Here is a 20,529-nt window from a genome sequence, read left to right on the forward strand (position 1 = left end):
CCCCCCATGCTTTTCATGGATTGCCGGTTTGCATGGACGTTTGGCGTCGGCGGTAAAGCTGCCTTGGCCCTTGATTGAGGTGGGAGGGAGTTCGTCTGGTCATGATTTGGATCGAGCAATTCCTGGTCAAGTATCCTGAGCTTGCCGTATTCCTTGCAATTAGCATCGGGTATCTGATCGGCGGCCTCAAGTTCGGAGGTTTCAGTCTGGGTCCGGTCACCGGCTCGTTGTTCGCCGGTATCCTCATCGGTCAGTTCGCCGATGTTCCGATTGCCGGGATGGCGAAATCGCTGCTTTTTCTCCTGTTCCTTTTCGGTATCGGCTACTCGGTCGGGCCGCAGTTCCTGCAGGCCTTGAAACGGGACGGCATGAAGCCTGTTCTGCTTGCGGTGGTCGTCTGTGTGACCGGGCTGGTCACAGCCGTTGTGGTCGCGAAAATCCTCGGCTTGGATCCTGGATTTGCGGCCGGGCTTTTGTCGGGCGCGCTCACTGAAAGTCCGGCAATGGGCACTGCCACCGAAGCGATCAACGCATTGCCGCTGCCCGAGGCGGATCGCGCACGGTTTGTCGCCCACATCGCCGTGGCCGACGCAGTTTGCTACGTATTCGGCGCTGTTGGCGTCATCCTGTTTTGCAGCGTTGTCGGTCCAAAATTGCTTGGCATCGACCTCGTCGCCGAGGCGCTAAAACTTGAGAAAGAATACGGGATAACCCGAAAGGCCACCGGGGTCGCGTCCGCCTGGCACAGGTTCGAAATTCGCGCCTACCGGATAGCGGAGGGCGCGCCCATCGCCGGTCGATCGGTCGTCGATGCCGAGGCAACATTTCCGGAGCATCGACTATTCATTCAACGCCTGCGACGCGGGGGCTTAATCCTTGAGGCCGCTCCCGAGCTTGTGATTGAACCTGGCGATATCGTTGCGGTGTCCGGAACACGAGAGGTGCTGGTCACCGTCCTTGGTCAGCGCTCCGAGGAAGTCGAGGATCGTGAGCTGTTGGACGTGCCGATATCGGTGACCGACGTGTTGCTGACGAGCCCTGAACTTAACGGCCGAAGCATTGCGGATGTGGCGACAGAAGGCTGGACAAGAAGCCTCTATCTGCGAACGATCAGTCGTGGCGGCCAGGAGATTCCTCTGGCGCCAGGGATCACAGTGCAGCGCGGGGATATCCTTCGCCTCGTCGGCCCGGAACCGGTCGTGGTGAGCGCCGCCAAGCGCATTGGTGTCGTGGTCGCGCCGGCCACTGCAACGGACTTCCTGGTCCTCGGCCTTGCGATCTTCCTGGGCGGGCTTGTCGGCGTTCTCGTCACGTTTCCTATCGGAGACATGAGGATTTCGCTGAGCACCAGTGTGGGCACACTCCTCGCCGGATTGGTGGTGGGGCACCTGCGCACGCGCTTTCCACTTTTTGGTCGCATACCGGATGCTGCGGTGTCACTCATGACCGCGCTTGGTCTTGCCGCCTTCGTCGCGATGACTGGCCTTCATGCAGGTCCGGTATTTGGCCCCGCTATCGCGGAAGCGGGTGTCGGGCTCCTGGTCGGCGGCATGATCGTCACAATGGTTCCATTGATCGTAGGCCTCTACTTTGGACGCTACGTGCTTGGCATGAACCCCATACTGTTGTTGGGTGGACTAGCCGGCGCGCAGACCATGACGGCCGGCATGGCCGCCGTCCAGGACAGGTCGGGGAGCTCGGTAGCAGTCCTTGGTTACACGCCTGCAGTCCCTATCGGCCATATACTGCTCACCACATGGGGGACGGTGATCGTGGGTATCATCGCCGGATAAGAAGCCAATAATCTAATCGATCAGCGGCAAAACAAGTGCACGACGAGAATTTGCAACAGACTTCTAAAGTAAAGTGGCGAATACTGACTGCGGACCGACAAGGCGAATCGCCCGTGACTGAAAGGTGCTTTTGATGCGGCATGTATTACACGTAGTCTCACCCGCACTTTTCAGCGTGGCACTGGGGGTTGCGGCACCTGCTTCGGCCCAGGAGCCAGCAAAGCCGGCGCAGGCCAGCAAGGAAGCCGAGCATTGGATACCGAAGCTGCGGCTCGGCGACGACAATGCTTATTTCGAATTCTACGGTCAGATCAACAAAGGCCTGCTGAGCTACGATGACGGCGGGCAAACGGATAACTATTTTCCGGCCGACAATGGGAACTCGTCGTCACGCGCGGGCTTTCGCATCTACAGCCTCATGGAAAACGACTGGTCTTTCGGGGCCAATCTCGAATGGGAGTGGAACCCTTACTCGACAACCAATGTGAACCAGTTGAACGAGGATCACTTCGACTGGGGGACTGATCTGCTGCGCAAGGCGGAAATCTATCTAAATTCGAAGGACTACGGCAAATTCTGGTTCGGCCAGGGCAGCATGGCGTCGGATACGACCGCCGAGGTGGATTTGTCCGGCACGGACGTTGTTGGTTACTCGCTGGTGTCGGATATGGCCGGCGGACCGTTTTTCCGAAACTCCGACGGTACGCTGTCGACGGTCCGCGTAAAGGACGCGTTCACCAACTATGACGGCCTTAGCCGCAAGCTGCGCGTCCGCTACGACACCCCGGCCTTTGGCGGCTTCAGCTTTGCGACGTCGGTCGGAACACAAGTCGTTCCGGAGGAAACCGACGTCACCGTCTGGGACGCGGCGGTTCGATACAATGAGACCTACGACGCCTTCAAGGTCGCAGCTGCACTTGCCTTTTCAAGGCCCGGCGATGGCAACTCGATATACGATGCGTCCGTTTCGGTCCTGCATCTCGATACCGGGCTCAGCCTCACCCTTGCAGCGGGCTACTCGGACAAGGAGACGGTTGATGGACGCTACGGCTACGTAAAGATCGGCTATCAGGCGGATATCTTCGATGTCGGCAAAACCGCGTTTTCGGTCGACGCCTATTTTGGCAAGGACATCGCGGGCAGGGGCAGCAAGAGCGATTCCTTCGGCGCGCAGATTGTCCAGAACCTCGACTATCTACAGACGGAACTCTACCTTGGAGCCCGGACCTATTCGCTCGACCAGGAGACCGCCGATCTTCAAGATAGCTTCGCTGTGTTGGGTGGCGCCAGAATAAAGTTTTAAGGAACAAACCGGCGAAGCAAGATCGGTCCATGATCTTTCGCGCCGCTTCCTTCTTCCGCCGCTTATTTCCAGGATCTCGTTATCTGAGCAAATGGGTGATGAATTGACCACTGCAGGGACTGGTGTCTGCACAGCATTGATTGCTGCCGCGTTCCTCGTTCCAAAAACGGTTTCGGCCGCAACCGCAGAGGCAGATATCGTCGCTCAGCTTGCGTCTTGCGCGGCTCGATTGGAAGCAGGCAGGAGCTACGAGAGCTATGTCGACGGATTTGCCGACGCGCGGGACGCTGTGAGTGGCGCGCTCGCGTTCATGCGCAGCAGGGTTGAAACGTCCGAAGCCGAGGAAAATGCCGAAACCCTGAAGAAGGAGTTTTCTGCCGATCTTGTGAATAGCCCGATGCAGGCCCGGTCCCGTGTCTCCGCGCTTGTCGATGAGTGTTTGGCGCAAACGGCTGCGGTTGAAGCGATATTCAATGGCGTTGAGACAAGCCGTGTCAACGAACTCGAGGCCGCAACAAATGCGCAGCGTGAAGCAACTGAACGCGCTGAAAGCGAAGCCGAAAGGGCGGAGCAGGCGGAGCGGCGGGCGATCGCTGCGGAAGCCGCGGCAGAGCGAGCCAAGGCCGAGATCGCAATCCTCAAGGAACAGCAACGCGAACGGCAGGAGGCAAAGGCACCCACGACCGAAAGGAGCGATCCGCGCGAGGAGAATGAGAACTCCGTCTCACTAAACGTGCGGGAGAACGTCCAGCGTGCACTTCAGGCAAATGGTTACACCATTTTTGAAAGCGCCGAAGAGATGGAGTGCATGTGGACCGGTTCAGCGCACCAGTGCAGGCGGCCAACGGGTGGAACCATGATCAGCGTCATGTCCAGTCCATACAGAGTCCGCATCCTGAATGCAGGCAGCTCGATCGACTGTTTGAGGTTTCGCGAAGGTGAATTGGTCGCGCAAGGCAATGGTGACGATTGCCGGTAGAGGGCCTTCGCAGCCCGGTTTCAGGCAACGCGCCCGGCTTCGCTGGCGTGTCGAATAAGGCACAGCCCGGGAGCGAGTTTCGATCGCTCGGACTGTCCGACCCAAGTGACGAGCGGAAGCTCTCGAATGGCATTGCCGCGGCCACTGAATTGCGAAGTGCTCCTTGACAGGGCGATTAGGCTCTCCTTTGGTCGGGCCAGCCATCGCCAGACTTGATACTCAAGCCGGTAAGCCGGCGAGGCGCAGGCCCTCACGCAGTCGATCTGCATCCTCGGCCCTTTGGAGATACAAAGCGTCCACGAGCCAATCTACATGTTCGCTTGGGCCGGCAGCCGGATCGCCTTGCCACGACGCGCTGACTGCTGCGATGCAAGCCTTGCCACACTGCTGCGCCTCTTCGAGACGCCCCAAGTGACCGAAGGCAGCCGCGCGCAAAGCCATGTACCGCGGGTGTCGCCGGCCTGGTGCGTCCAGTATTAGTTGTTCCAATAGACTGGCCGCCTCTTGGTAGCGCCTGAGCCGAAACATGATGTGCGAAAGATAATAATTATACCAGGGCGGGTGGCATGGGTTGAGTCGAAAAGCAATCTCGGCTGCGTGCAGAGCCAGTTCGGGCTTTCCGATGCACGATTGGACCCAGGCCCAGAAAATCTGGATCAGCGGATCGTTAGGGTTTAGGGTCCGGGCAAGGCCCAAATGCCGCTCGGCCCGCTCGAAGTCGCGCCACATCAAGCACATGTATCCGAAGGTGGAGTGCACCCGGGCATCGTTGGGGTCTTTCGCCAGTGCTTCTTTGGCCTGGTGAAACGCCTCGATCCGGTTCTCGTCCTTCTCTCGTGGTACTCCGACGCTCATCTCGACCGAACGATTGAGATAAATCCAGGCGAGGCCCGCATGGGCGCGGGCAAAGCCTGGATCGATCTGGAGTGCCTCTTCGAATTGTGCTTGCGCACGTGCTTGGGCCTCAGGCGTGAATACGTCGGAAAATCTATTCCCCTGGAGGAAGAGGTCATAGGCCCGAATGTCTTCCGGCTGACGTCGCCGGGCTGTCACCTCGCTATCTTGGATAATTCGTTGGGCCACCATTGCGACAATGCTCTGGGAGATTTCTTCCTGAAGGGCGAAGACGTCCTCCAGTGCGCGATCGTATCGTTCCGCCCAGAAATGGGCACCGCTTCCAGCATCAATGAGCTGGGCCGTGATGCGAACGCGCTCGCCTGCGCGACGGACACTGCCCTCGACGAGGTATCGAACCCCGAGCGAACGCCCTATCTCGCGAGCGTCCACATTTTTCCCCCGAAACGAGAAGGAAGAGTTTCGCGCGATGACCATGAGCTCGCGAAAGCGCGACAGCTCCGTAATTATGTCTTCGCTGATACCGTCGCTGAAATAGACCTGTTCGGGATCGCCGCTCATGTTTTCGAACGGCAAGACCGCCACCGTAGGTCTATCGCTCGACGCCCAGGCGACTTTCGCACCCTCAAGGACGTTGTCGAATACCAAGCTGTAAGTCCGCACCGGCCGTGAAATATTCTTCAGACGCTGCTCGCCCGCGAACTCGAACCGACAGTCGAGTTTCCCAGAGAGCTGGTCGTAGACTGTCCCGGAGATAAGGAGACCGCCTGGCGGGCAACACTGTTCCAATCGGGCCGCCACGTTGACACCGTCTCCCAAAAGGTCCTGATCATCCACCAGTACGTCGCCAAGATTGATGCCGATACGCAAGACAATCCGGCGCTCAGCCGGTATTCGCGCCTGCCAATCAGGCAATTGCTTTTGAACCGCAGCGGCGCAGGCTACAGCCTCGACGACGGAACCGAATTCGGCGATCAGGCCATCGCCCGTCAGCTTGAAGAGACGCCCATGATGCTGCGCCAAGAGAGGCTCGAACAGTCTCCGGCGCAGGTCCGTGACTGCCACGAGAGTTGACGCCTCGTCCAATTCGACGAGACGTGAATAGCTGACAATATCGGCAACGAAGATTGCCGCCAGTCTGCGTTCTCCGAGGATGCTCATCTCCTCGCCCCTTGCTGCCAATTGCTCTTGGCTACACAAACCGAACCCAACAACAATAGCCCAGCGACGCCTCTGCGGCCATCTCCTGATTTGGAGATTGTGCTGGTCGAAGAGATCTGGAAGCGTGTAGGACTCGAATTCGGAACGGGCGCCGTGATCGATTTTGATTCACCCTGGGTCGAATGCCCCTATCTGGCCCACCTTTGGATCTGAACGCGATTAAATCGATCAGGAAATGCAAGCCCCCTTTGCCGCCAGGCAAAGCCCATGCAATTGCTCATCGGTCTGTTCGCCGATATTCAGGTGGTCAATGATCTCAGGTCAATTTCGCGCGAGCGATGGGAAGAGCTAGCGTCGACGGCGAGGGGCAAAATCGCCGTCACTCGTGATCACGGTTCCCGAATAGCAGGAACGTCGTCATCGAGGATCGGGAATGAACCTTCAATCGCTGCGCCAATGAAGGCTTTCCGTGACAGATCCAGCGCTTCGCCGCGCTCTAATGCGCCATGGCAGCGATTCCTTGCGCGTTCATAGAACCATCCGCCCTGGGGCAACTCACTCAGATATTGCAGGGCATCCTGTGGTCCGTGGATACACCGCTCGCCATTCACGCCAATCCTGACAGGATTATCCCAAATGATGGTTTGCATTTGCGTTGACTCCGGTTCGGCACAGAACGTCTAGCGGGAAGCATTGTTCCAACCATCGCCTTGGTAGTTGAGAGACACGGGTTCGCCACGATGGTCACGTGCCGCCGACGCCTTGCCGCATCACCGAAGTGGGGCGTTCGTCTGCGCAGAACGCCACGCCGAAATAGACATCTTTTCAGCAATGCCTCCTTCAATCACCAGCACGCTATCGAAGAAATCAATTCCGCCCTCCGATTGGATCGAGGAGGTATCGTGCATAATGGCAATAACCGTCGCCTCCGGGCAATTCTCTTTGATCGCTTGATAAAACGCTTGCACCGCCTGCCCATCAAGAGCGCTTGTTGCCTCGTCAAGGAAGAGCAAACCCGGCTTCAGCAACAGGACTTTCGCAAGAACAAGCTTCTGCTTTTCACCCCCGGACAACAGCTTGTCCCACTGCTGCCCCTCGCGTCCCTCATCAAAGAGCTCCCCAGAAATTTCATGGAGCCCCGCTTCTTCAAGCGCCGTGGAAACCGCAGCGTCCTTATGCTCACGGGCGTCATCCGGAAGACAGACGAGATCCTTCAGGCAAACGCCCTGTAGTTTGACCTCCTGGGCCGCAAAGAGAGTTCGCAAACCGTCCGGCAACGTGATCTTGCCCCGACCGTGCGGCCAAAGACCGTTTATCGCCTTGAGAAGTGAGGTCTTTCCACTCCCCGATTCACCCATCACCAAAGTCCACTCGCCCGGAGCGAAATTGAGTTCAATGGCGGTCAAAAAGGGCTCGTCCTCACCAGTATGGAGGAGCTCGACCGAATGGATGGTCAAGCCGCCTTCTACGGCTTCCGCTATGGTATATTCAAACGCGGCGGGTCCACTTTGAGCATAGTAGTCTTGTGGTCGCTGCACCGTTTCTATCGCTTCCGCAAGCTCTGTTATGCGCCGCGCGTCCGCCCGCAGTGTCGCGATGTCAGGCATCGCATGAATAAACCATGAGCATTCGTTGATGAGGGCCGTCGCTAGTTCGGCACCGGTGACATAGTCTTGTAGGCTGATGGTCTTGTCGACATAGGGAAGCAGGCCCGGCGCGTAGGCCACGATGCGTGAGCCGATGAAATTATGCACCAGCTCAAAGCCCATATAGCCGGCGGTAATCCGATTGAGCCTCGCCCATGTGTGGTCAATATCTTGATACCGGCGCACATTGAGCGCCTTTTGCGCTGGCTCCCCTCTGATAACCGCAACGTGAAAACTGCGGCGCAAGAACTGGTTGAGTTCGCTGCGATAACTGCCTTCCGCCGATTGAATGCGTATAGACAGACCCTGAAGGATACCTCCCAGCTTGGCCGCAATGAATGTGTTGAGGGGCACGTAGATCGCAATCGCCAGCAGCGTCAGGAAGGCGCTGCCGTAGCCCCCAAGAACGTCAAGCCCTCGGATCGGGCTCGACGTTTCGATCAGCTTACCGCCAACGAACGCGAGCGATAGCACCACCCCGGCGATGCCGATGCCCAGACCGATTGCACCGCCGGTCATGCCCTTTATTGCTTCCTGCACCCGCTGATCGATGTTGTCCGGCGATGACGTGTTCCCTTCACCCGCTCCACCAAAGCCATTTTGTTGCAAGTGGAAGTGGGTGTGACTGGAATCGAGAAGTGCCTGATTGAAGCGTTCATCCAACCACTGGCGCCATTTTCGGTGTAGGCTGGTCGAAAGGAAGTGACGGACCGCAGTAAACCCCGCGTCCCTTGTGATCGCGATCGCAGCAAGCGTCGCTGCGGTCTTTAGAAGCGACGCAGGCGTTGTCGGTACCGTAGGGTGGTGGAAATTCGCGATCCGATTGACCAATTCGCCTGAGGTCAGCGCGAACCATACGCTTGCCTGAGCCGACAATCCGGTAAGCAGCAGGATGAGAATGGTCAGGCCCCAAGCGTCTCTCCAGCGATTAGAGAGCCAGTAAGCGAACAACAGCCCCCAGAAGCTACGCATCGAGGATACGGGGCTGCTTGGGCGCCGCCGTTTCTCGCCGAAGAACCGTTTAAACCGTGCTGTTGCCCGATGCGCCTTGCCGCGCACGACTTCACTCAAGCTCATCTTCCTGAATTGGAGTAAGGATCGGACTTGTCAAATGCTGATGATCTGATGGCCGACGAAAAGCAGGGTCCTTGCAAGCGATTTGGTCGCGACAGGTGATCAGGAGGATCTTAAGGCCGGCAGCCTACTCGCCGTAGGGCCGATAGCTAAGCGGCGACGCCGGAACGTGAGTTCAACATCGGAGGCCAGACATCAAGTATCGCTACGTCGTAGTCGGCAACCGCGCGGTGCTGGACACTGGCACTCGTAGTGTCGTTCAGATTATCAACTGAGGCTGCTGGACGAGTTACAGAGGCTTCCCTGCGGGAATCGGTCCTCCACTTCGGCGCAGCGGATTTTTCGAAAGTGTCCGGCAAGCGGGCGCAGTTTCTGTTGAGGCGGGGAGACCGCGCTTCTCGTCGTGAAACCTGATTTGTCCCACGGGAGGCCGTGGCACGGAACCTGTGCGCCGCTTTCTGGTTGGGTGGGAGGAGAGGAGTTGCATATGGGCATTGACAAACCGAAAAACGGTGCACCGGGCACCACCGACCAGTCTCCTCGTTGGGAGGCCCGGAGGAGAGCAGACCTCGGGGGTATCTCCCAGCGAAAGACGGACCAGATTCCGATCGCGACGCCGTGGGCGAAAACAACCGCGAACCGGAGCGTCCATCCGATGCGTTGAAGACAAAAAAATGAAGCGAAGGGCAATGCGTTCCTTCGCAGGCGGACGGAAAAGCAGCGGCGTTGCAAGCGCAAAACCAACTGCGTGACCGGGTCTAAGGATAGGCCATCGTCAGGCGCCGGGCCATAATACTCCGAAAAATAATGGGATGTGGGCTTTGACGAAAAATAGCCGGATCGCGCCGAGTAACGCCAAATTCACAATCTTCAGGTCTCAGGACAAGGTTCTGCGCCGTCCTCGGCGCAGAACCTTCGCGCTAGAAGGCAATGCTTCCTGCCATGAAGGCAAGGACGAGAAACAGCACGAATATCGCCAGAGCGACGTAAAAGAGGATCTTCGCTATACCAGCACTTGCTGCAGAAACACCCGAGAAGCCAAGCAAGCCTGCTACGACCGAGATTACAAAAAATATAATAGCCCACTTTAGCATATGTTTCTCCCCGACGGCCGAAACGAATCATCTGGGCATTGAACCCGCAGCCGTGAGTATTGTTCCAGGCGCCTTTAAGTTGTGACGTCACGCCGGATCGGTGCAAACTCCTGGTCCAATTCATGCCGCAAGGCCGCGGCATCCCTGCTCTCTCTTCCGCCCGCCGATTTACTGGCTCTCGCGGCGGCAGTACGGTCACTGCCGCGCGCATCGTCAGCCATTTTTCGCGGAGTGTTATGCGCTCCTCTATCGCGCGAAGAGCCATGCCAACTGCCGCGACGACTTCTCCTTCGGCTTGGTCCGTTCCGGCGGGCAGCCGTCCAAGCGGGCAAACCAAGGCGGCAGTGAATTCCGCGAGACCGGATTTATGATCTTGGCACGTCCGCTGAAACCGGCTCGCCACTGCCCGAGATCGATTGGTTCTTTCCCGTGATTGCCGACGTATCCTTTGTTTGGCGGATCACCCGGCTTTGAGGTTTGCGTAAACCCCTCAAAGAGCGACTCGTGCTTTTTGTTCCACTGCGGAACCTTTGAAGCCGGACGGTGTTAGAACCGCTCCCCACCAAGGCGAAGGAGGTTGCCATGCCGGAGAAGACTTTAGACATGCTGTTTCACGAAACGTTGAAGGACATTTACTACGCCGAACGGCAGATACTAAAGGCACTGCCTAAAATGGCGCGGGCTGCGCAATCCCCTGATAGCAAGGCCGCTTTCGAAAAGCATCGCGATGAAACGGAAGGCCACGTGGAGCGTTTGCAACAGGTCTTCGAGATTATCGGCAAGCGCGCACAGGGTAAAACCTGTGAAGCTATTCAAGGCCTGATTGCCGAAGGCGAAGAAATCATCGAGGAGTTCAAGGGAAGTCCGGCCCTTGACGCCGGGCTGATATCTGCGGCCCAGGCGGTCGAACACTATGAGATTGCGCGATATGGCACCCTGAAGACCTGGGCCAAGCAGCTTGGGTTGGACGCCGCCGTCGCCTTGCTCGATCAGACCCTTCAGGAAGAGGGTGCGACTGACAAGGCTTTGAGCAAGTTGGCTTTGTCCGCTGCAAATATTAAGGCTGCAGCTTAACTTACGATATTCTAGGCGGAGGGCCGATGCGCCCTTCGCCCCCAGACCCCGTAACAGCTAGGCTTTTGTGATCTGATGGTTTGCCGCGTCGACCTTCTTTGATTTGGGCGAGCCGCGATAGCGCAAGAATATCCACTGCAACACAAGCATCAGCGTCGAAACTACAATCGCCGGTTCGGAAAATACTCGAACCAGGACTGGGCGTCGCTAAGCGCGACGATACTCGGCTCGGCGCCACGAAATCAATCGATCTTTCCCATGAGCGCGGTGCCGAGGCTGCCGAGAGCAAACGACGCCCCGAAGGCATATATCTGAAGGAAAAGAGCAACGGGCTCGATCGCACGATCATGACCGAGCGCGTGCGGGAAGCTAACGGCGATTACCAGTGCGGTGAGGGCTCCCAGTGCAAATCCAGACGACAAATGCCAGATGAGAAAACGTAATAGCATGGGCATTTTTCAACCTCCTTTATCGAAGAGGTGCCGGCGAGCCGAGCTCCCGTCTACCTTCCGTCGGCGCGGTCCGTGCATTCGGTGAACCTTGCCAGATGAGATTGTAGACGGACAAGCTTCTTGCGTTTTCCGGTTACAAGCGCTGAGCATTCGTTGGCCGACTGTGATGCCGTCGATCTAAAGCCCGAGCTCACTCAGTCATCAGCTTTGACCGAGCCAAACGGTTTCTCAGGCCAGACGACGCCGTCTGCATCGGAATCCGGTGTGTTGTGCGGGCTGACATCTCGCGCCGACGTGTCCATGCGCATCTCCGTGCACTCCTCGGCCAGCCAAACATACAAACCACAGTTTCGTTCCAGCGATTTGCGCCGCGGCTTCCCCGAATGAGGAACCATCTACGAAAGGGCGATTGGGAGCGAAGTTTCGTCGCCTCGTCGTCGTCGACGTTAGCACGCACGCAGTCCGGATATTGTCGTTGAGCGATATTGATCGAGAGCATCCTCACTGGCCTCGAAGGTCGCGACTGGGGTAGAGGAGCCTAGCCGACAAACCGGCATTGGCTGACGGCGGTCCGAAGGTGCAGCAGAAAAGGGGGAGGTACTGCCGCGGCTTGCGATATTGCTTTCCCCCGCGCGAGCCAAGAAGATGCACTCACCGGGATCGCGAACAGAGCAATCCAAAACTTGAACCACCGCGCATTGAGAGTAGGCCTGGTCATTTCAGGCTATGCGGCCCGGACTGAAACAACTCGATAAGCGGCGCCGCAGGAGTTTCGGCACGCGAGTCTTACCGCAAAATGGGCTTTCTGGTGCAGAAGCTGATCGACCAGACTCTGCGGCAAGCTTTGGAAATCTGATGAGGCTGCCATTATCCGCAGACTTAGGCACAATGGACAGCCCTAACCCTGTGCGTGCCGGGCGAGCCAATTAAGAAAGCGCAGGAACTGCATTTCGTCGGCGCGAAGTCCGGGTACGGCTTTTGCGTTTGGCCTTACCCGCGGGATTTTCTGCTCGGCTTGCGCCAGAGCGAGGACTGCCGGATGCACGTAGCTCTTACGGCAAACGGCCGGCGTGTTGTGCAGCGCCTCTGCCACCGCGTTGCACATTTCTTTGATCGTCGGGCGTCGACCCTGAGCGAATGCTTGGCGAGCGGCAGAATATGCGGCAACGCTCCCAGCCCAAGTTCTGAACGTTTTGGCCGAAATTGGCGCCCCGCTGATCTCTGCGAGATAGCGGTTAAAGCGCCCCGACTCGATTGGCTCGGGTTTTCCGTCTTGCCCCACGGATACGAAGAGCTGGCGACCCGGGAGTTCGGCGATTCCCTCAAGTAAGCGTTGCAGTCGCGGATTTCTCAGCCGTCTTCGGATACGTTGCCCGCCCTTGCCCTTGAAGTTGAGCTCGATGCTATCGTCGGTAATCTTGAGGTGGCGCTTAAGAAGGGTTGAGGCGCCATAGCTCCCGTTCTCCTTCACGTATGTCGAGTTTCCAATGCGAAGGGGCGCGTGGTCGAGCAGCGCCGCAAGGGCAGCAAGTACGGTGAAAGGGTCGTCCACAGGCCCCTCCATATGCTTGCGGATCCGGCGTCGCAGGCGGGGGAGCGTTTTAGCAAAAGCTGGAAGCTGGCTGTATTTGGCGTTGCTTCGCATCTCCTGCCATGCTTGGTGATATCGATATTGCTTTCGACCACGCGCATCATAACCTGTCGCCTGCAGATGACCGTTTGGCTGCATGCAGATCCAGACGTTCTCGTAAGCTGGGGGCAAGCCAAGCGCTTGGATACGGGCAAGAACGCGGGAATCTTTTAGCTGTTCACCGTTCGGACGCCGATAGACAAAGCCGCTTGAGGAACGAAACCGGGTGTAACCCGGTTCAGTGTCGGAGACGTAGATGAGGTCGGCGCCATCGCCTACCTGCGGACTTTCCCGCCGGCTCAATCAGATCCGTCCCATCAGAAGGAGGATCACAAGAACGACCACCACCACACCCAGAACGCCAGACGGACCGTAACCCCAGCCGGATGAATGGGGCCAGGCCGGAAAAGCGCCGATGAGCAGCAGGATGAGAATGACTAAAAGTACGGTTCCAAGCATTTTGCGGTCTCCTTACACAGCGATAAAGTCGTTTTCGTCGGTTTGCCCCCGTACTTGCCGAGCGGGGGGCTCTAGCATCGAAACTCGGGAGGAGGGTCATTTAAGGATCGCGATCACCGCGCGTCGTTGCCGATTGATCATCACCCTTGGTCGTTTGAACGACATATCCATAGTCCGGCTGATCAGGAAACGTTTGGATTTCGACGGTATCAGGCAGACGGGTGCCTAGAGCGATGTCGCCTTGATACACGTCCGAAGGGCTGCTCTGGTCAAGTAGGTAGGTTTGAGCTTCGCCCGGTACGATGACTGTTGCAGTTTGCGCAACGGCGCCGCCGCCGAAAGACAGGCTCGCCAGCAAGCTCGCCATGACGGTTCTCTTCATGATCAGCTCTCCTAGTTGTTCCCTCAAACCCGTTTTAGAGCATTTGGTTCCAATGCGCTCCCGGAGCGGCTGCATACCGCCTGACGCCAAAGGTCGGTGACGATGTCTCTTCGACGCGAGAGGTCACAGCAGCGGCTTTAAAGTCCTGGCGTCATGAGCACCTGCTTCAGCGTCTTGAAGGTGGGAGCTCTCGGAAGTGCTGCTAGACAAGGAGGATGAACGTGAGGAAGCAATTGGATGCCGCTACCGCGACCGTCGGGACTCGATGTCTTCCGACGTAGCGGTTGCTAGCGGCGAGGTGACGCTTGCGTGGGAAGTATCGAGCAGGCAGGCCAAACACCGGGCTGAAGATTGTGCCGAATTGTTCTCCGGAGTTCCCCACGTTCAGAACAACTTACGGGTCCGCTCAACGACAAAGACGGTGACCGTGCCCCTGGGCAACCCACCTGATAAGGTCGCACAGCCGCATTCGTTCGAGCGCCCCTGACCACAGCGGCGAGCGGCGTTCGGATTCATCGGATGCCCGGTACGCTCGCTGACTTTTCGTGACCCATTTGCCAGCGCAGGATGTCCTGGGGCTTGGAAGCTTGGCTTCTCGCTGTCGACAGCGTATCCTTCTTAAGCGCCGCCATAGGCGGCGAGGACGACCGAAAGAGCGGCATTCGGATAACCAAGGTTTGAGACGATGGCACCGGGAAAAAAAGCCGAGGATGAAAACGAGGAGTTGCTGGTAGGCGGTGTGGCGTCCCGACCGGTCGAGAGCGATGCGGTGCCAGTTGATGACGTACCGGATCGATTGCTGATCCTTGCCATTAGGCTGCAACGAGCCCTGGACAAACGGCAGGCGACGAAATCGATCAGCAGGCCCTCGCGCCGGAAACACTGAGGTGGTCAGAATGCAAAAGGATGGCTTGTGATGCCGGACCTGCAGCAATTGCGGGTGCTAGTTGCTGAGGACGAATTTTTTGTCGCAAATGATATCGCACTTTGGCTCGAAAAGGCCGGTGCGACAATAATTGGCCCAACGCCCACAGTAAAAGAAACGTTGAAGAGCCTTGCTCAGGCTTTCGACGTTCAAGTTGCTGTTCTGGATATTAACCTCAATGGCGAGCTGATCTTTCCCGTGGCGGACGAACTCGCGCTCAGATCGGTACCCGTGGTCTTTTTTAGTGGTTACGACGACATGAGCGTGCCCGAACGGTTCCGGTCGGCCGCACGGTTAAGCAAGTGTGCAGGCGCGTCGGATCTCGTAAATGCTGTCTTTGAGCAACACCTCCAAAATCTGTCAAACTTGGCGCCACTATATGTCGGACTAACCGATCAATCTGTCTGTGAACTTATACCGGAGCTGCGCTACAGGGCGCGGCTCCTGATGGCCGGAGCGCCTCCCGAGGCCGCCGACCTGCTCGTTGAGCGTACGCTTGAGCGCGCTATCGCGCTAGCCGGGACAAGGCGCAGGTCTCAGGGCCTCGATGCCTGGTTGCACGATTTATTGGCGGCCATCCATGACGAGAGCCCGTATGGACTGAATTAAGACATTTGTGGTGCGAAAGCCGTGATGGGTGTGAATGGGCGGCCGGATTTGGCGTTCTCTTCTCATCCGGCATGTCTTCGGGGTCGAGCTCCCTGATCGGGCGCGGCCCCTCGTTCGGCGGTGGTACAGGCGGCAATCGCTCGCCCGGATCGCGGGCTTGAGGGTTCACGTCCTTGCTCCTCGTTTCATGAGGAGAACAAGGTGCACTGTGCTTGGTTCCGAGAAGTTGCGCGTTCGATCGAGCTTGACGGCGAATACCGCGTCATAGCTTCGAAGGACTTTGACCGCATCCAACGACGCGATGACCTTATCCGGTACAACGTCCGCAAGTCCTCCGCCGCAACCGCAAGATTTGCCTGGCCCCTCCCTGGCCGGGGCGCAGACCCTTCAAGGCTATGTCGGGGTCAATTCGACTATGAGCGGAACCGCGCGGCCTCGTACCCATTTACCTGTTGGTATCGTTTGGGGTTAATTCTCCCTCGGTGCGCCCGAGCCTGACTGCCGGGTGGGGGTGCGGTCTGTCGGAACCGTGCCTTGCGGGCTCTCGGTGCTCGGAAGCTGTTCAGTGCTCCGCGGCTTTTCCATCGGAGCCTGTTGCGAGGGCTCTACCGATCCTGTTTGACTGGCGTCGGGCTGGCTCCATTCTACAAATCCCCATGCGAGCAGCGCCAGGAAAAGACTTGCGGCAAGCACCAGGAAAACACGGACACCCATTCCCGCCTGACGGGTTTCCCGCGCCGAGAACCTCGTCCGGCTAGCGCCGTGGGTCGTTCTCTCGGGTTCGCCTCGTTCATCAAGCTGCTCGGCCATCGCGTTTCTCCATTGCCATTTCCGTCAATGCCGTCCTCGGCTCGAAGGTCATCATCCCTTCGACCCGCCAGGCCGGGACAACGGATATCCAATCGCTGCCGTCGCCAAAGGTTCCCAATGGCGGCAGAAACGAGCGGCCGGTCCGCTGTATGCTGGGAGCGATATGGTGCTGCGGAGGTTTGAGCGAGCAGAGCTTGATTCGGGTAATCGTGTCCTGTCCCATCGCCGGCTGCACGAGAGTGCCTGCGACGAAAAACAAGATGAGCAGAAAAATATTGCCTCCAAGAGGTGCATTTCGAGCCACCAGATTCCCTTCTTTAGCGCGGGATATGGATGCTGGTTTTCCAGCCCGCTGTCCTTAACCGCCCTCGGCATAAGCACGAGATCGTCGATGAGGCGGGCACGTTCGTGCTCCGCCATCTCCGACCGCGGATCCTCAGAAGAGACGGGTGTATCGTAACCAGGACCCGGAAATGCGCGAAAAATGCCATAGGGCGGTCAGTTTGCGCGACGGCGCCTCAGCATCGGGCCGGTAGTGACCGCCGGTTTCGCCGGTTGCGATCTTATGGATGGCGTAAGGAAAATCGTCGTTCCAACTGAATGAAAACCTGGTCGGCCTGTGCGGCAGTCGATAAGGGATCACATCACGCCTGCGCTCCTCGTCTCCAACGACGAGAGGTGTCAAGCGAAATGAAGATTTGACCCCGCCTATTGCCTCACCCGGGGATGTTACTGACGTTGGGAGCACTGCGCCGTGGTGGGAGGATACGGGCGCGCGCTTCGACCAGTCGCCATCGAGTATGATCTCCCCGGCTACGTCCCCGCCCCAAGCCTGGACGGCATCGAGCCGCAGCCATCGAAGCCGAACTCGCTCAGCCAGTATACCGCATTCTCGAAAAATTACGGCCTAGGAACTCTGGCTCTGTCAAGGTCATCGAAACCCCCTTCAGCCCCCCGATTACATATTGGATAAGGATGCCCGGGCGCCTCGTCTGAGGCGGTGCCCGATGAATTCCTAGCAACCTTGTGCCTGCGCTGGAACAAACGCGACGGTATTCGGTTCAGTGATCAACGGCTGCAGGGAGGTACTTGAACATGAACGATAAAGACGAACTCATCCGGCGACGCGCTTACGAGATTTGGGAGCGTGAGGGGCGCCCCGAGGGCCAGGAGCGCCGGCATTGGGAGCAAGCAAGTAGGGAGATTGCGGAACATGAGCGTCTGCCTCCCAACAGTCAAACCGGGGATGATCAAACTGGCACCATTGTTGCTCCATCCACCGCGCCGCGCGGGGAAGCCGGGCGGCCGTCGGAGGACGCGGAGTAGTGTTCTTCCTACGACGTGACTGGGAAAGGACCTGAGTATCGAAGCGGTGTCGGCGCATTGGGAAGAGCGATCGAAAGAGCAGGCGCTTGTTTCCTAGGACCCCTAGGCAATGCAGGTTGATCTTCGTGCAGATCATTAGCATCGAAGTTTCCTGTGCGTGAGGTACACACGGGAAAGAGGCGGTGATTCCATCACCCGACGTGGCCAAATCGAATGGGCCTGGATGACGAAGCCGCTTATCGCCCATGCCAAGGCGCTGCTGTCCAAACCGCCTCTTTCGCTACGGCGCTGAATGAATCCGATGCCCGAAGCAATGGGTGCAGTCGCTCCTGCCGCTGTGGCCGGCAATGAGGGCCCCACGGCCTACGTATTCGAGTATCGAGACGGTTCTGGCACCAGCCGAACGCCGCCTTCGACAATGCCACGCCTTGAAGCAGTCCAAAAGATTAGCGAGTAACCATGCGACACGACCCCAACCAACTGGAAAGGATCACTCCAGCATTTTTTGGGCGCGATGCCGTTTCCGTCGCGGAGGCTTTGATTGGCGTCATTCTGGAAGTAAATGGGATCGGCGGCAAGATCGTGGAAACGGAAGCTTACGGGCGGGAGGATCCCGCCTCTCATAGTTACGTTGGAAAAACTGCCCGGAACAACGCGATGTTCGGCCCCGCCGGCACCGCTTACGTCTACCGGTCCTACGGTTTGCATTGGTGCCTCAACTTCGTCTGCGACAACGCAAGCGCGGTATTGCTCCGAGCGATCGAGCCGCAAACGGGCCTTGGAACGATGCGGATCAGGCGCGGGACAGCCAGGGAAACCGTCTTGTGCGCGGGGCCAGGACGCCTTTGCCAAGCTCTCGGAGTGACCCGCCATCTTGACGGACGATCGCTCTTTGCGGCCCCTTTTTATCTCACTGTTGGGGAGGGCGAAACGGATGTCTGCCGAGGCCCTCGTATTGGGGTCACGAGGGCTGCCGACGTGCGGTGGCGGTTCGGAGCGCAAGGCTCTGCCTTTTTGAGCCACCCGTTTCCCGATCCCGTTCCAGTTTAGAACTGGCCGGGATTTTGCGGGGGCGTAGAGCTTCTCGTCATAAATGCTGGAAGATTTGTTCGATGTCTCCTTTCCAGATTTAGCCATCCCGATGATCCTCGAGAACGACTGAAGCGATTTGATATGCGCCCCAACCTGCAAATCCTGATTCCGCCCGCTCGCATTCTCGACAAGTGCACCTATTCGCCCGGGATCACGGGGAGGTTGGAAAGAACACTCGGGCTTGGAAGTGTCGGAACGGTTGTTGTTACAGGAGGCGAGCCGGACGTTTTCGTAATGGCGACGATGCTCGGCGCAATCGATCTTGGATAAGGTGACCGTCTCGAAGGACGGCGTTTAAAGCTCGACCAAACAAACGACGCCTCTCTTCAGCTGCTTGGCAACGCTTCTGGGTCCAACTTGAGCTTGCGACCCTTAGGAGTGGCTCGGTCAATTAGGCGATATGAGAGCCGGCACGTGGGAAATGTCGGAACCATCAGACCTCCGGCCGGTTTGACCTTGATAAACGCCGCGCAGGTCGCCCCGGCAGATCGTTTTAGGCGGGTCGAAAGAGGATTTTACCAGTGATTATCGATCTCCAATCCGCACGTGCCACACGAGATGCTCCTGACCCGGACTGTGCCTCACATGATAGCCTTGGCCGGCCGATGTATCTTTACGGAGTGGAGTACTGGATGGACGACCGACTTTGGGCGTTGACGCTCGAGGCCTATTCGCTCGAGGACGCTGAAAGAAGAATGGGGGCAATCCATCAGGGGCTGATCTATGGGCAGATATACCGCAGTACCTGCTGAGCATTGCGTTCTACATAGCAATGAGCGCCTCCCGGCCGTCCCGACACCTCGCGGACGTGCCGGGTGATGCGCCGATCGTTCTGAACCAAAGTTACGCCGGACACGCTGCCGATCTCAGAGGCGTCGATCTAGGTGGCATCGGTGAGGCGGTCGCTGACAGCGTCCTGGATCTGGATGCCTCGGCGAACGAAGTCTCGCGGCCCGTTTCCTCGACTCCGGCCCCCCGCTTACCTTGGCGATGGCGTTTCCGGGAGCGAATATTTGTAATTGTCGCGTAGATCGACCTGCCGCTGGCGCAGATTGACCTCGCAGCGTCCGGATGCAATTCCAATCTTATGACTAGCAATAGCAACAGTCATCAAAACCTCCGCTCTCTTTCTTAACTGCCCAACGGGTTGCACAGCGAAACGTCGCGGCTCTGATTGTTCCGGTAACGGTCCGATAGTCCCCACCTGGAACAAATACGCGGTTGACCGGTTGGCCGTGGGTCAAAGCCTGAAGAACTCATTCGCCGGCGTGCCTATGAAATCTGGGCGAACGAGGGACGGCCGGAGGGTGATGTACCGACGAGAGAGCGCTCGCACGACCGAGCGGCGGAACAGACGGAACCAGAGGGCCGGACGGCCTATCAATGACCGTCATCGAGCGGAGTAGACCCATGCGAGTAGCTGACATTATGACCAAGGATGTGTGCGTTGCGAGCCCCGAGGATACCACCATCGCACTGGAAGGGGCCGAGAGCGGTATCGGCCTTCTTCCCGTTGGCGACAACGATCGGTTGGTTGGGATGATAACCTATCGGGCTTTCGCAGAGCGTTGTGTGGGTGACGGGCGTGACGATCGTGCGCGCGTGGCCGAGATCATGACGGCCGGCGTCAAATACTGCTTCGATGACCAGGAGGTGTCCGATGTTGCGCCCAACATGGGCGACGCGCAGAACCGGCACCTGCCGTTCGTTGACCGCAACAAGCGGCTTGTCGGCATCGTTTCGCTGGCTGACGCAGCGCGACGGGACCCTTCCCTTGCCGGGATAGGCTTGCGGAGCGTGACGAGCCCCGATGGGCTACATAACCGGACTCAGTAGCGATGGCCGGCGTCCGCGAACAGCGCCCC

18 protein-coding genes and 2 pseudogenes are annotated in these 20,529 nt (G+C 58.1%); 11 read left to right on the plus strand and 9 right to left on the minus strand.

The genetic code is table 11. The features are described from left to right. Positions 1 to 101 precede the first annotated feature (101 nt). The 3 genes from aspT to AC3WVQ_RS31575 all read left to right on the plus strand — a co-directional run bounded on the left by aspT (position 102) and on the right by AC3WVQ_RS31575 (position 4,075). Positions 102 to 1,793 (plus strand): aspartate-alanine antiporter, encoded by a 1,692-nt coding sequence (aspT, locus tag AC3WVQ_RS31565; protein ID WP_060609836.1) that lies wholly within the window; start codon positions 102 to 104, stop codon positions 1,791 to 1,793. A gap of 133 nt (positions 1,794 to 1,926) precedes the next feature. Beyond that, on the plus strand, positions 1,927 to 3,096 hold the full coding sequence (locus AC3WVQ_RS31570) for a porin (protein WP_089045952.1): 1,170 nt from the start codon (positions 1,927 to 1,929) through the stop codon (positions 3,094 to 3,096). A gap of 103 nt (positions 3,097 to 3,199) precedes the next feature. Next, positions 3,200 to 4,075 carry a hypothetical protein gene (locus AC3WVQ_RS31575; RefSeq protein WP_146749591.1) on the plus strand — a complete coding sequence of 292 codons (876 nt, stop codon included), beginning with the start codon at positions 3,200 to 3,202 and terminating at the stop codon, positions 4,073 to 4,075. A gap of 219 nt (positions 4,076 to 4,294) precedes the next feature. On the opposite strand, the gene AC3WVQ_RS31580 is transcribed toward AC3WVQ_RS31575, so the two are convergent. The 3 genes from AC3WVQ_RS31580 to AC3WVQ_RS31590 all read right to left on the minus strand — a co-directional run bounded on the left by AC3WVQ_RS31580 (position 4,295) and on the right by AC3WVQ_RS31590 (position 8,808). Then, on the minus strand, positions 4,295 to 6,091 hold the full coding sequence (locus AC3WVQ_RS31580; RefSeq protein ID WP_492383440.1) for an adenylate/guanylate cyclase domain-containing protein: 1,797 nt from the start codon (positions 6,089 to 6,091) through the stop codon (positions 4,295 to 4,297). 389 nt (positions 6,092 to 6,480) lie between these two features. Beyond that, entirely contained in the window at positions 6,481 to 6,741 is a 261-nt protein-coding gene (locus AC3WVQ_RS31585) for a DUF982 domain-containing protein (RefSeq protein WP_082936617.1), read from the minus strand. 120 nt (positions 6,742 to 6,861) lie between these two features. Continuing rightward, on the minus strand, positions 6,862 to 8,808 hold the full coding sequence (locus AC3WVQ_RS31590) for an ABC transporter ATP-binding protein/permease (RefSeq protein WP_492383441.1): 1,947 nt from the start codon (positions 8,806 to 8,808) through the stop codon (positions 6,862 to 6,864). Positions 8,809 to 9,298: 490 nt separating this feature from the next. On the opposite strand from AC3WVQ_RS31590, the pseudogene AC3WVQ_RS31595 reads away from it, so the two are divergent. Next, positions 9,299 to 9,489: pseudogene (locus tag AC3WVQ_RS31595) on the plus strand (hypothetical protein). A 242-nt stretch (positions 9,490 to 9,731) separates the two neighbouring features. Here AC3WVQ_RS31595 and AC3WVQ_RS31600 read toward each other — a convergent pair. Then, positions 9,732 to 9,905, minus strand: a complete 174-nt coding sequence (locus AC3WVQ_RS31600; protein WP_034798746.1) for a DUF1328 domain-containing protein — start codon at positions 9,903 to 9,905, stop codon at positions 9,732 to 9,734. A gap of 582 nt (positions 9,906 to 10,487) precedes the next feature. Between AC3WVQ_RS31600 and AC3WVQ_RS31605 the strand changes: the two genes are divergently transcribed. Beyond that, positions 10,488 to 10,979: a YciE/YciF ferroxidase family protein gene (locus tag AC3WVQ_RS31605; RefSeq protein WP_034798750.1), complete on the plus strand. Its 492-nt coding sequence runs from the start codon at positions 10,488 to 10,490 to the stop codon at positions 10,977 to 10,979. A gap of 242 nt (positions 10,980 to 11,221) precedes the next feature. On the opposite strand, the gene AC3WVQ_RS31610 is transcribed toward AC3WVQ_RS31605, so the two are convergent. The 4 genes from AC3WVQ_RS31610 to AC3WVQ_RS31625 form a co-directional block, all read right to left on the minus strand. Next, complete coding sequence (locus AC3WVQ_RS31610; protein ID WP_060516716.1) at positions 11,222 to 11,434, minus strand: hypothetical protein; 213 nt, start codon at positions 11,432 to 11,434, stop codon at positions 11,222 to 11,224. Positions 11,435 to 12,329: 895 nt separating this feature from the next. After that, positions 12,330 to 13,364, minus strand: a complete 1,035-nt coding sequence (locus AC3WVQ_RS31615; RefSeq protein ID WP_492383442.1) for a DNA topoisomerase IB — start codon at positions 13,362 to 13,364, stop codon at positions 12,330 to 12,332. Next, positions 13,365 to 13,520 (minus strand): DUF3309 family protein, encoded by a 156-nt coding sequence (locus AC3WVQ_RS31620; protein ID WP_034798754.1) that lies wholly within the window; start codon positions 13,518 to 13,520, stop codon positions 13,365 to 13,367. A 100-nt stretch (positions 13,521 to 13,620) separates the two neighbouring features. Further along, the gene (locus AC3WVQ_RS31625) at positions 13,621 to 13,902 is read right to left on the minus strand and encodes a DUF1236 domain-containing protein (protein ID WP_492383443.1); all 282 of its coding nucleotides are present in this window, start codon (positions 13,900 to 13,902) and stop codon (positions 13,621 to 13,623) included. 265 nt (positions 13,903 to 14,167) lie between these two features. Here AC3WVQ_RS31625 and AC3WVQ_RS31630 point away from each other — a divergent pair, with 265 nt between their 5' ends. Both AC3WVQ_RS31630 and AC3WVQ_RS31635 read left to right on the plus strand, forming a co-directional pair. Beyond that, complete coding sequence (locus tag AC3WVQ_RS31630; protein WP_082566427.1) at positions 14,168 to 14,389, plus strand: BON domain-containing protein; 222 nt, start codon at positions 14,168 to 14,170, stop codon at positions 14,387 to 14,389. Between the two features lie 429 nt (positions 14,390 to 14,818). Then, positions 14,819 to 15,436 carry a response regulator gene (locus AC3WVQ_RS31635; RefSeq protein ID WP_051659462.1) on the plus strand — a complete coding sequence of 206 codons (618 nt, stop codon included), beginning with the start codon at positions 14,819 to 14,821 and terminating at the stop codon, positions 15,434 to 15,436. A 793-nt stretch (positions 15,437 to 16,229) separates the two neighbouring features. Here the strand turns inward: AC3WVQ_RS31635 and AC3WVQ_RS31640 are convergent. Further along, positions 16,230 to 16,550, minus strand: a complete 321-nt coding sequence (locus tag AC3WVQ_RS31640) for a hypothetical protein (RefSeq protein ID WP_492383444.1) — start codon at positions 16,548 to 16,550, stop codon at positions 16,230 to 16,232. A gap of 791 nt (positions 16,551 to 17,341) precedes the next feature. Here AC3WVQ_RS31640 and AC3WVQ_RS31645 point away from each other — a divergent pair. The 4 genes and pseudogenes from AC3WVQ_RS31645 (at position 17,342) to AC3WVQ_RS31660 (ending at position 20,500) form a co-directional block, all read left to right on the plus strand. Next, positions 17,342 to 17,572 (plus strand): DUF2934 domain-containing protein, encoded by a 231-nt coding sequence (locus AC3WVQ_RS31645; RefSeq protein ID WP_034798762.1) that lies wholly within the window; start codon positions 17,342 to 17,344, stop codon positions 17,570 to 17,572. 459 nt (positions 17,573 to 18,031) lie between these two features. Next, on the plus strand, positions 18,032 to 18,622 hold the full coding sequence (locus tag AC3WVQ_RS31650; RefSeq protein ID WP_492383445.1) for a DNA-3-methyladenine glycosylase: 591 nt from the start codon (positions 18,032 to 18,034) through the stop codon (positions 18,620 to 18,622). Between the two features lie 1,294 nt (positions 18,623 to 19,916). After that, positions 19,917 to 20,051: pseudogene (locus tag AC3WVQ_RS31655) on the plus strand (DUF2934 domain-containing protein); the annotation flags it as partial. A 23-nt stretch (positions 20,052 to 20,074) separates the two neighbouring features. Next, the gene (locus AC3WVQ_RS31660; RefSeq protein WP_060609849.1) at positions 20,075 to 20,500 is read left to right on the plus strand and encodes a CBS domain-containing protein; all 426 of its coding nucleotides are present in this window, start codon (positions 20,075 to 20,077) and stop codon (positions 20,498 to 20,500) included. Positions 20,501 to 20,529 lie beyond the last annotated feature (29 nt).

Source organism: Ensifer sp. EB106-05-01-XG146 (genome assembly GCF_058791875.1).

Coding starts and splice junctions, on each gene's coding strand:
- aspT (WP_060609836.1), top strand. CDS start 102: ATGATTTGGATCGAGCAATTCCTGGTCAAGTATCCTGAGCTTGCCGTA.
- AC3WVQ_RS31570 (WP_089045952.1), top strand. CDS start 1,927: ATGCGGCATGTATTACACGTAGTCTCACCCGCACTTTTCAGCGTGGCA.
- AC3WVQ_RS31580 (WP_492383440.1), bottom strand. CDS start 6,091: ATGAGCATCCTCGGAGAACGCAGACTGGCGGCAATCTTCGTTGCCGAT.
- AC3WVQ_RS31585 (WP_082936617.1), bottom strand. CDS start 6,741: ATGCAAACCATCATTTGGGATAATCCTGTCAGGATTGGCGTGAATGGC.
- AC3WVQ_RS31600 (WP_034798746.1), bottom strand. CDS start 9,905: ATGCTAAAGTGGGCTATTATATTTTTTGTAATCTCGGTCGTAGCAGGC.
- AC3WVQ_RS31605 (WP_034798750.1), top strand. CDS start 10,488: ATGCCGGAGAAGACTTTAGACATGCTGTTTCACGAAACGTTGAAGGAC.
- AC3WVQ_RS31610 (WP_060516716.1), bottom strand. CDS start 11,434: ATGCCCATGCTATTACGTTTTCTCATCTGGCATTTGTCGTCTGGATTT.
- AC3WVQ_RS31620 (WP_034798754.1), bottom strand. CDS start 13,520: ATGCTTGGAACCGTACTTTTAGTCATTCTCATCCTGCTGCTCATCGGC.
- AC3WVQ_RS31625 (WP_492383443.1), bottom strand. CDS start 13,902: ATGAAGAGAACCGTCATGGCGAGCTTGCTGGCGAGCCTGTCTTTCGGC.
- AC3WVQ_RS31630 (WP_082566427.1), top strand. CDS start 14,168: ATGTCTTCCGACGTAGCGGTTGCTAGCGGCGAGGTGACGCTTGCGTGG.
- AC3WVQ_RS31635 (WP_051659462.1), top strand. CDS start 14,819: ATGCCGGACCTGCAGCAATTGCGGGTGCTAGTTGCTGAGGACGAATTT.
- AC3WVQ_RS31645 (WP_034798762.1), top strand. CDS start 17,342: ATGAACGATAAAGACGAACTCATCCGGCGACGCGCTTACGAGATTTGG.
- AC3WVQ_RS31650 (WP_492383445.1), top strand. CDS start 18,032: ATGCGACACGACCCCAACCAACTGGAAAGGATCACTCCAGCATTTTTT.
- AC3WVQ_RS31660 (WP_060609849.1), top strand. CDS start 20,075: ATGCGAGTAGCTGACATTATGACCAAGGATGTGTGCGTTGCGAGCCCC.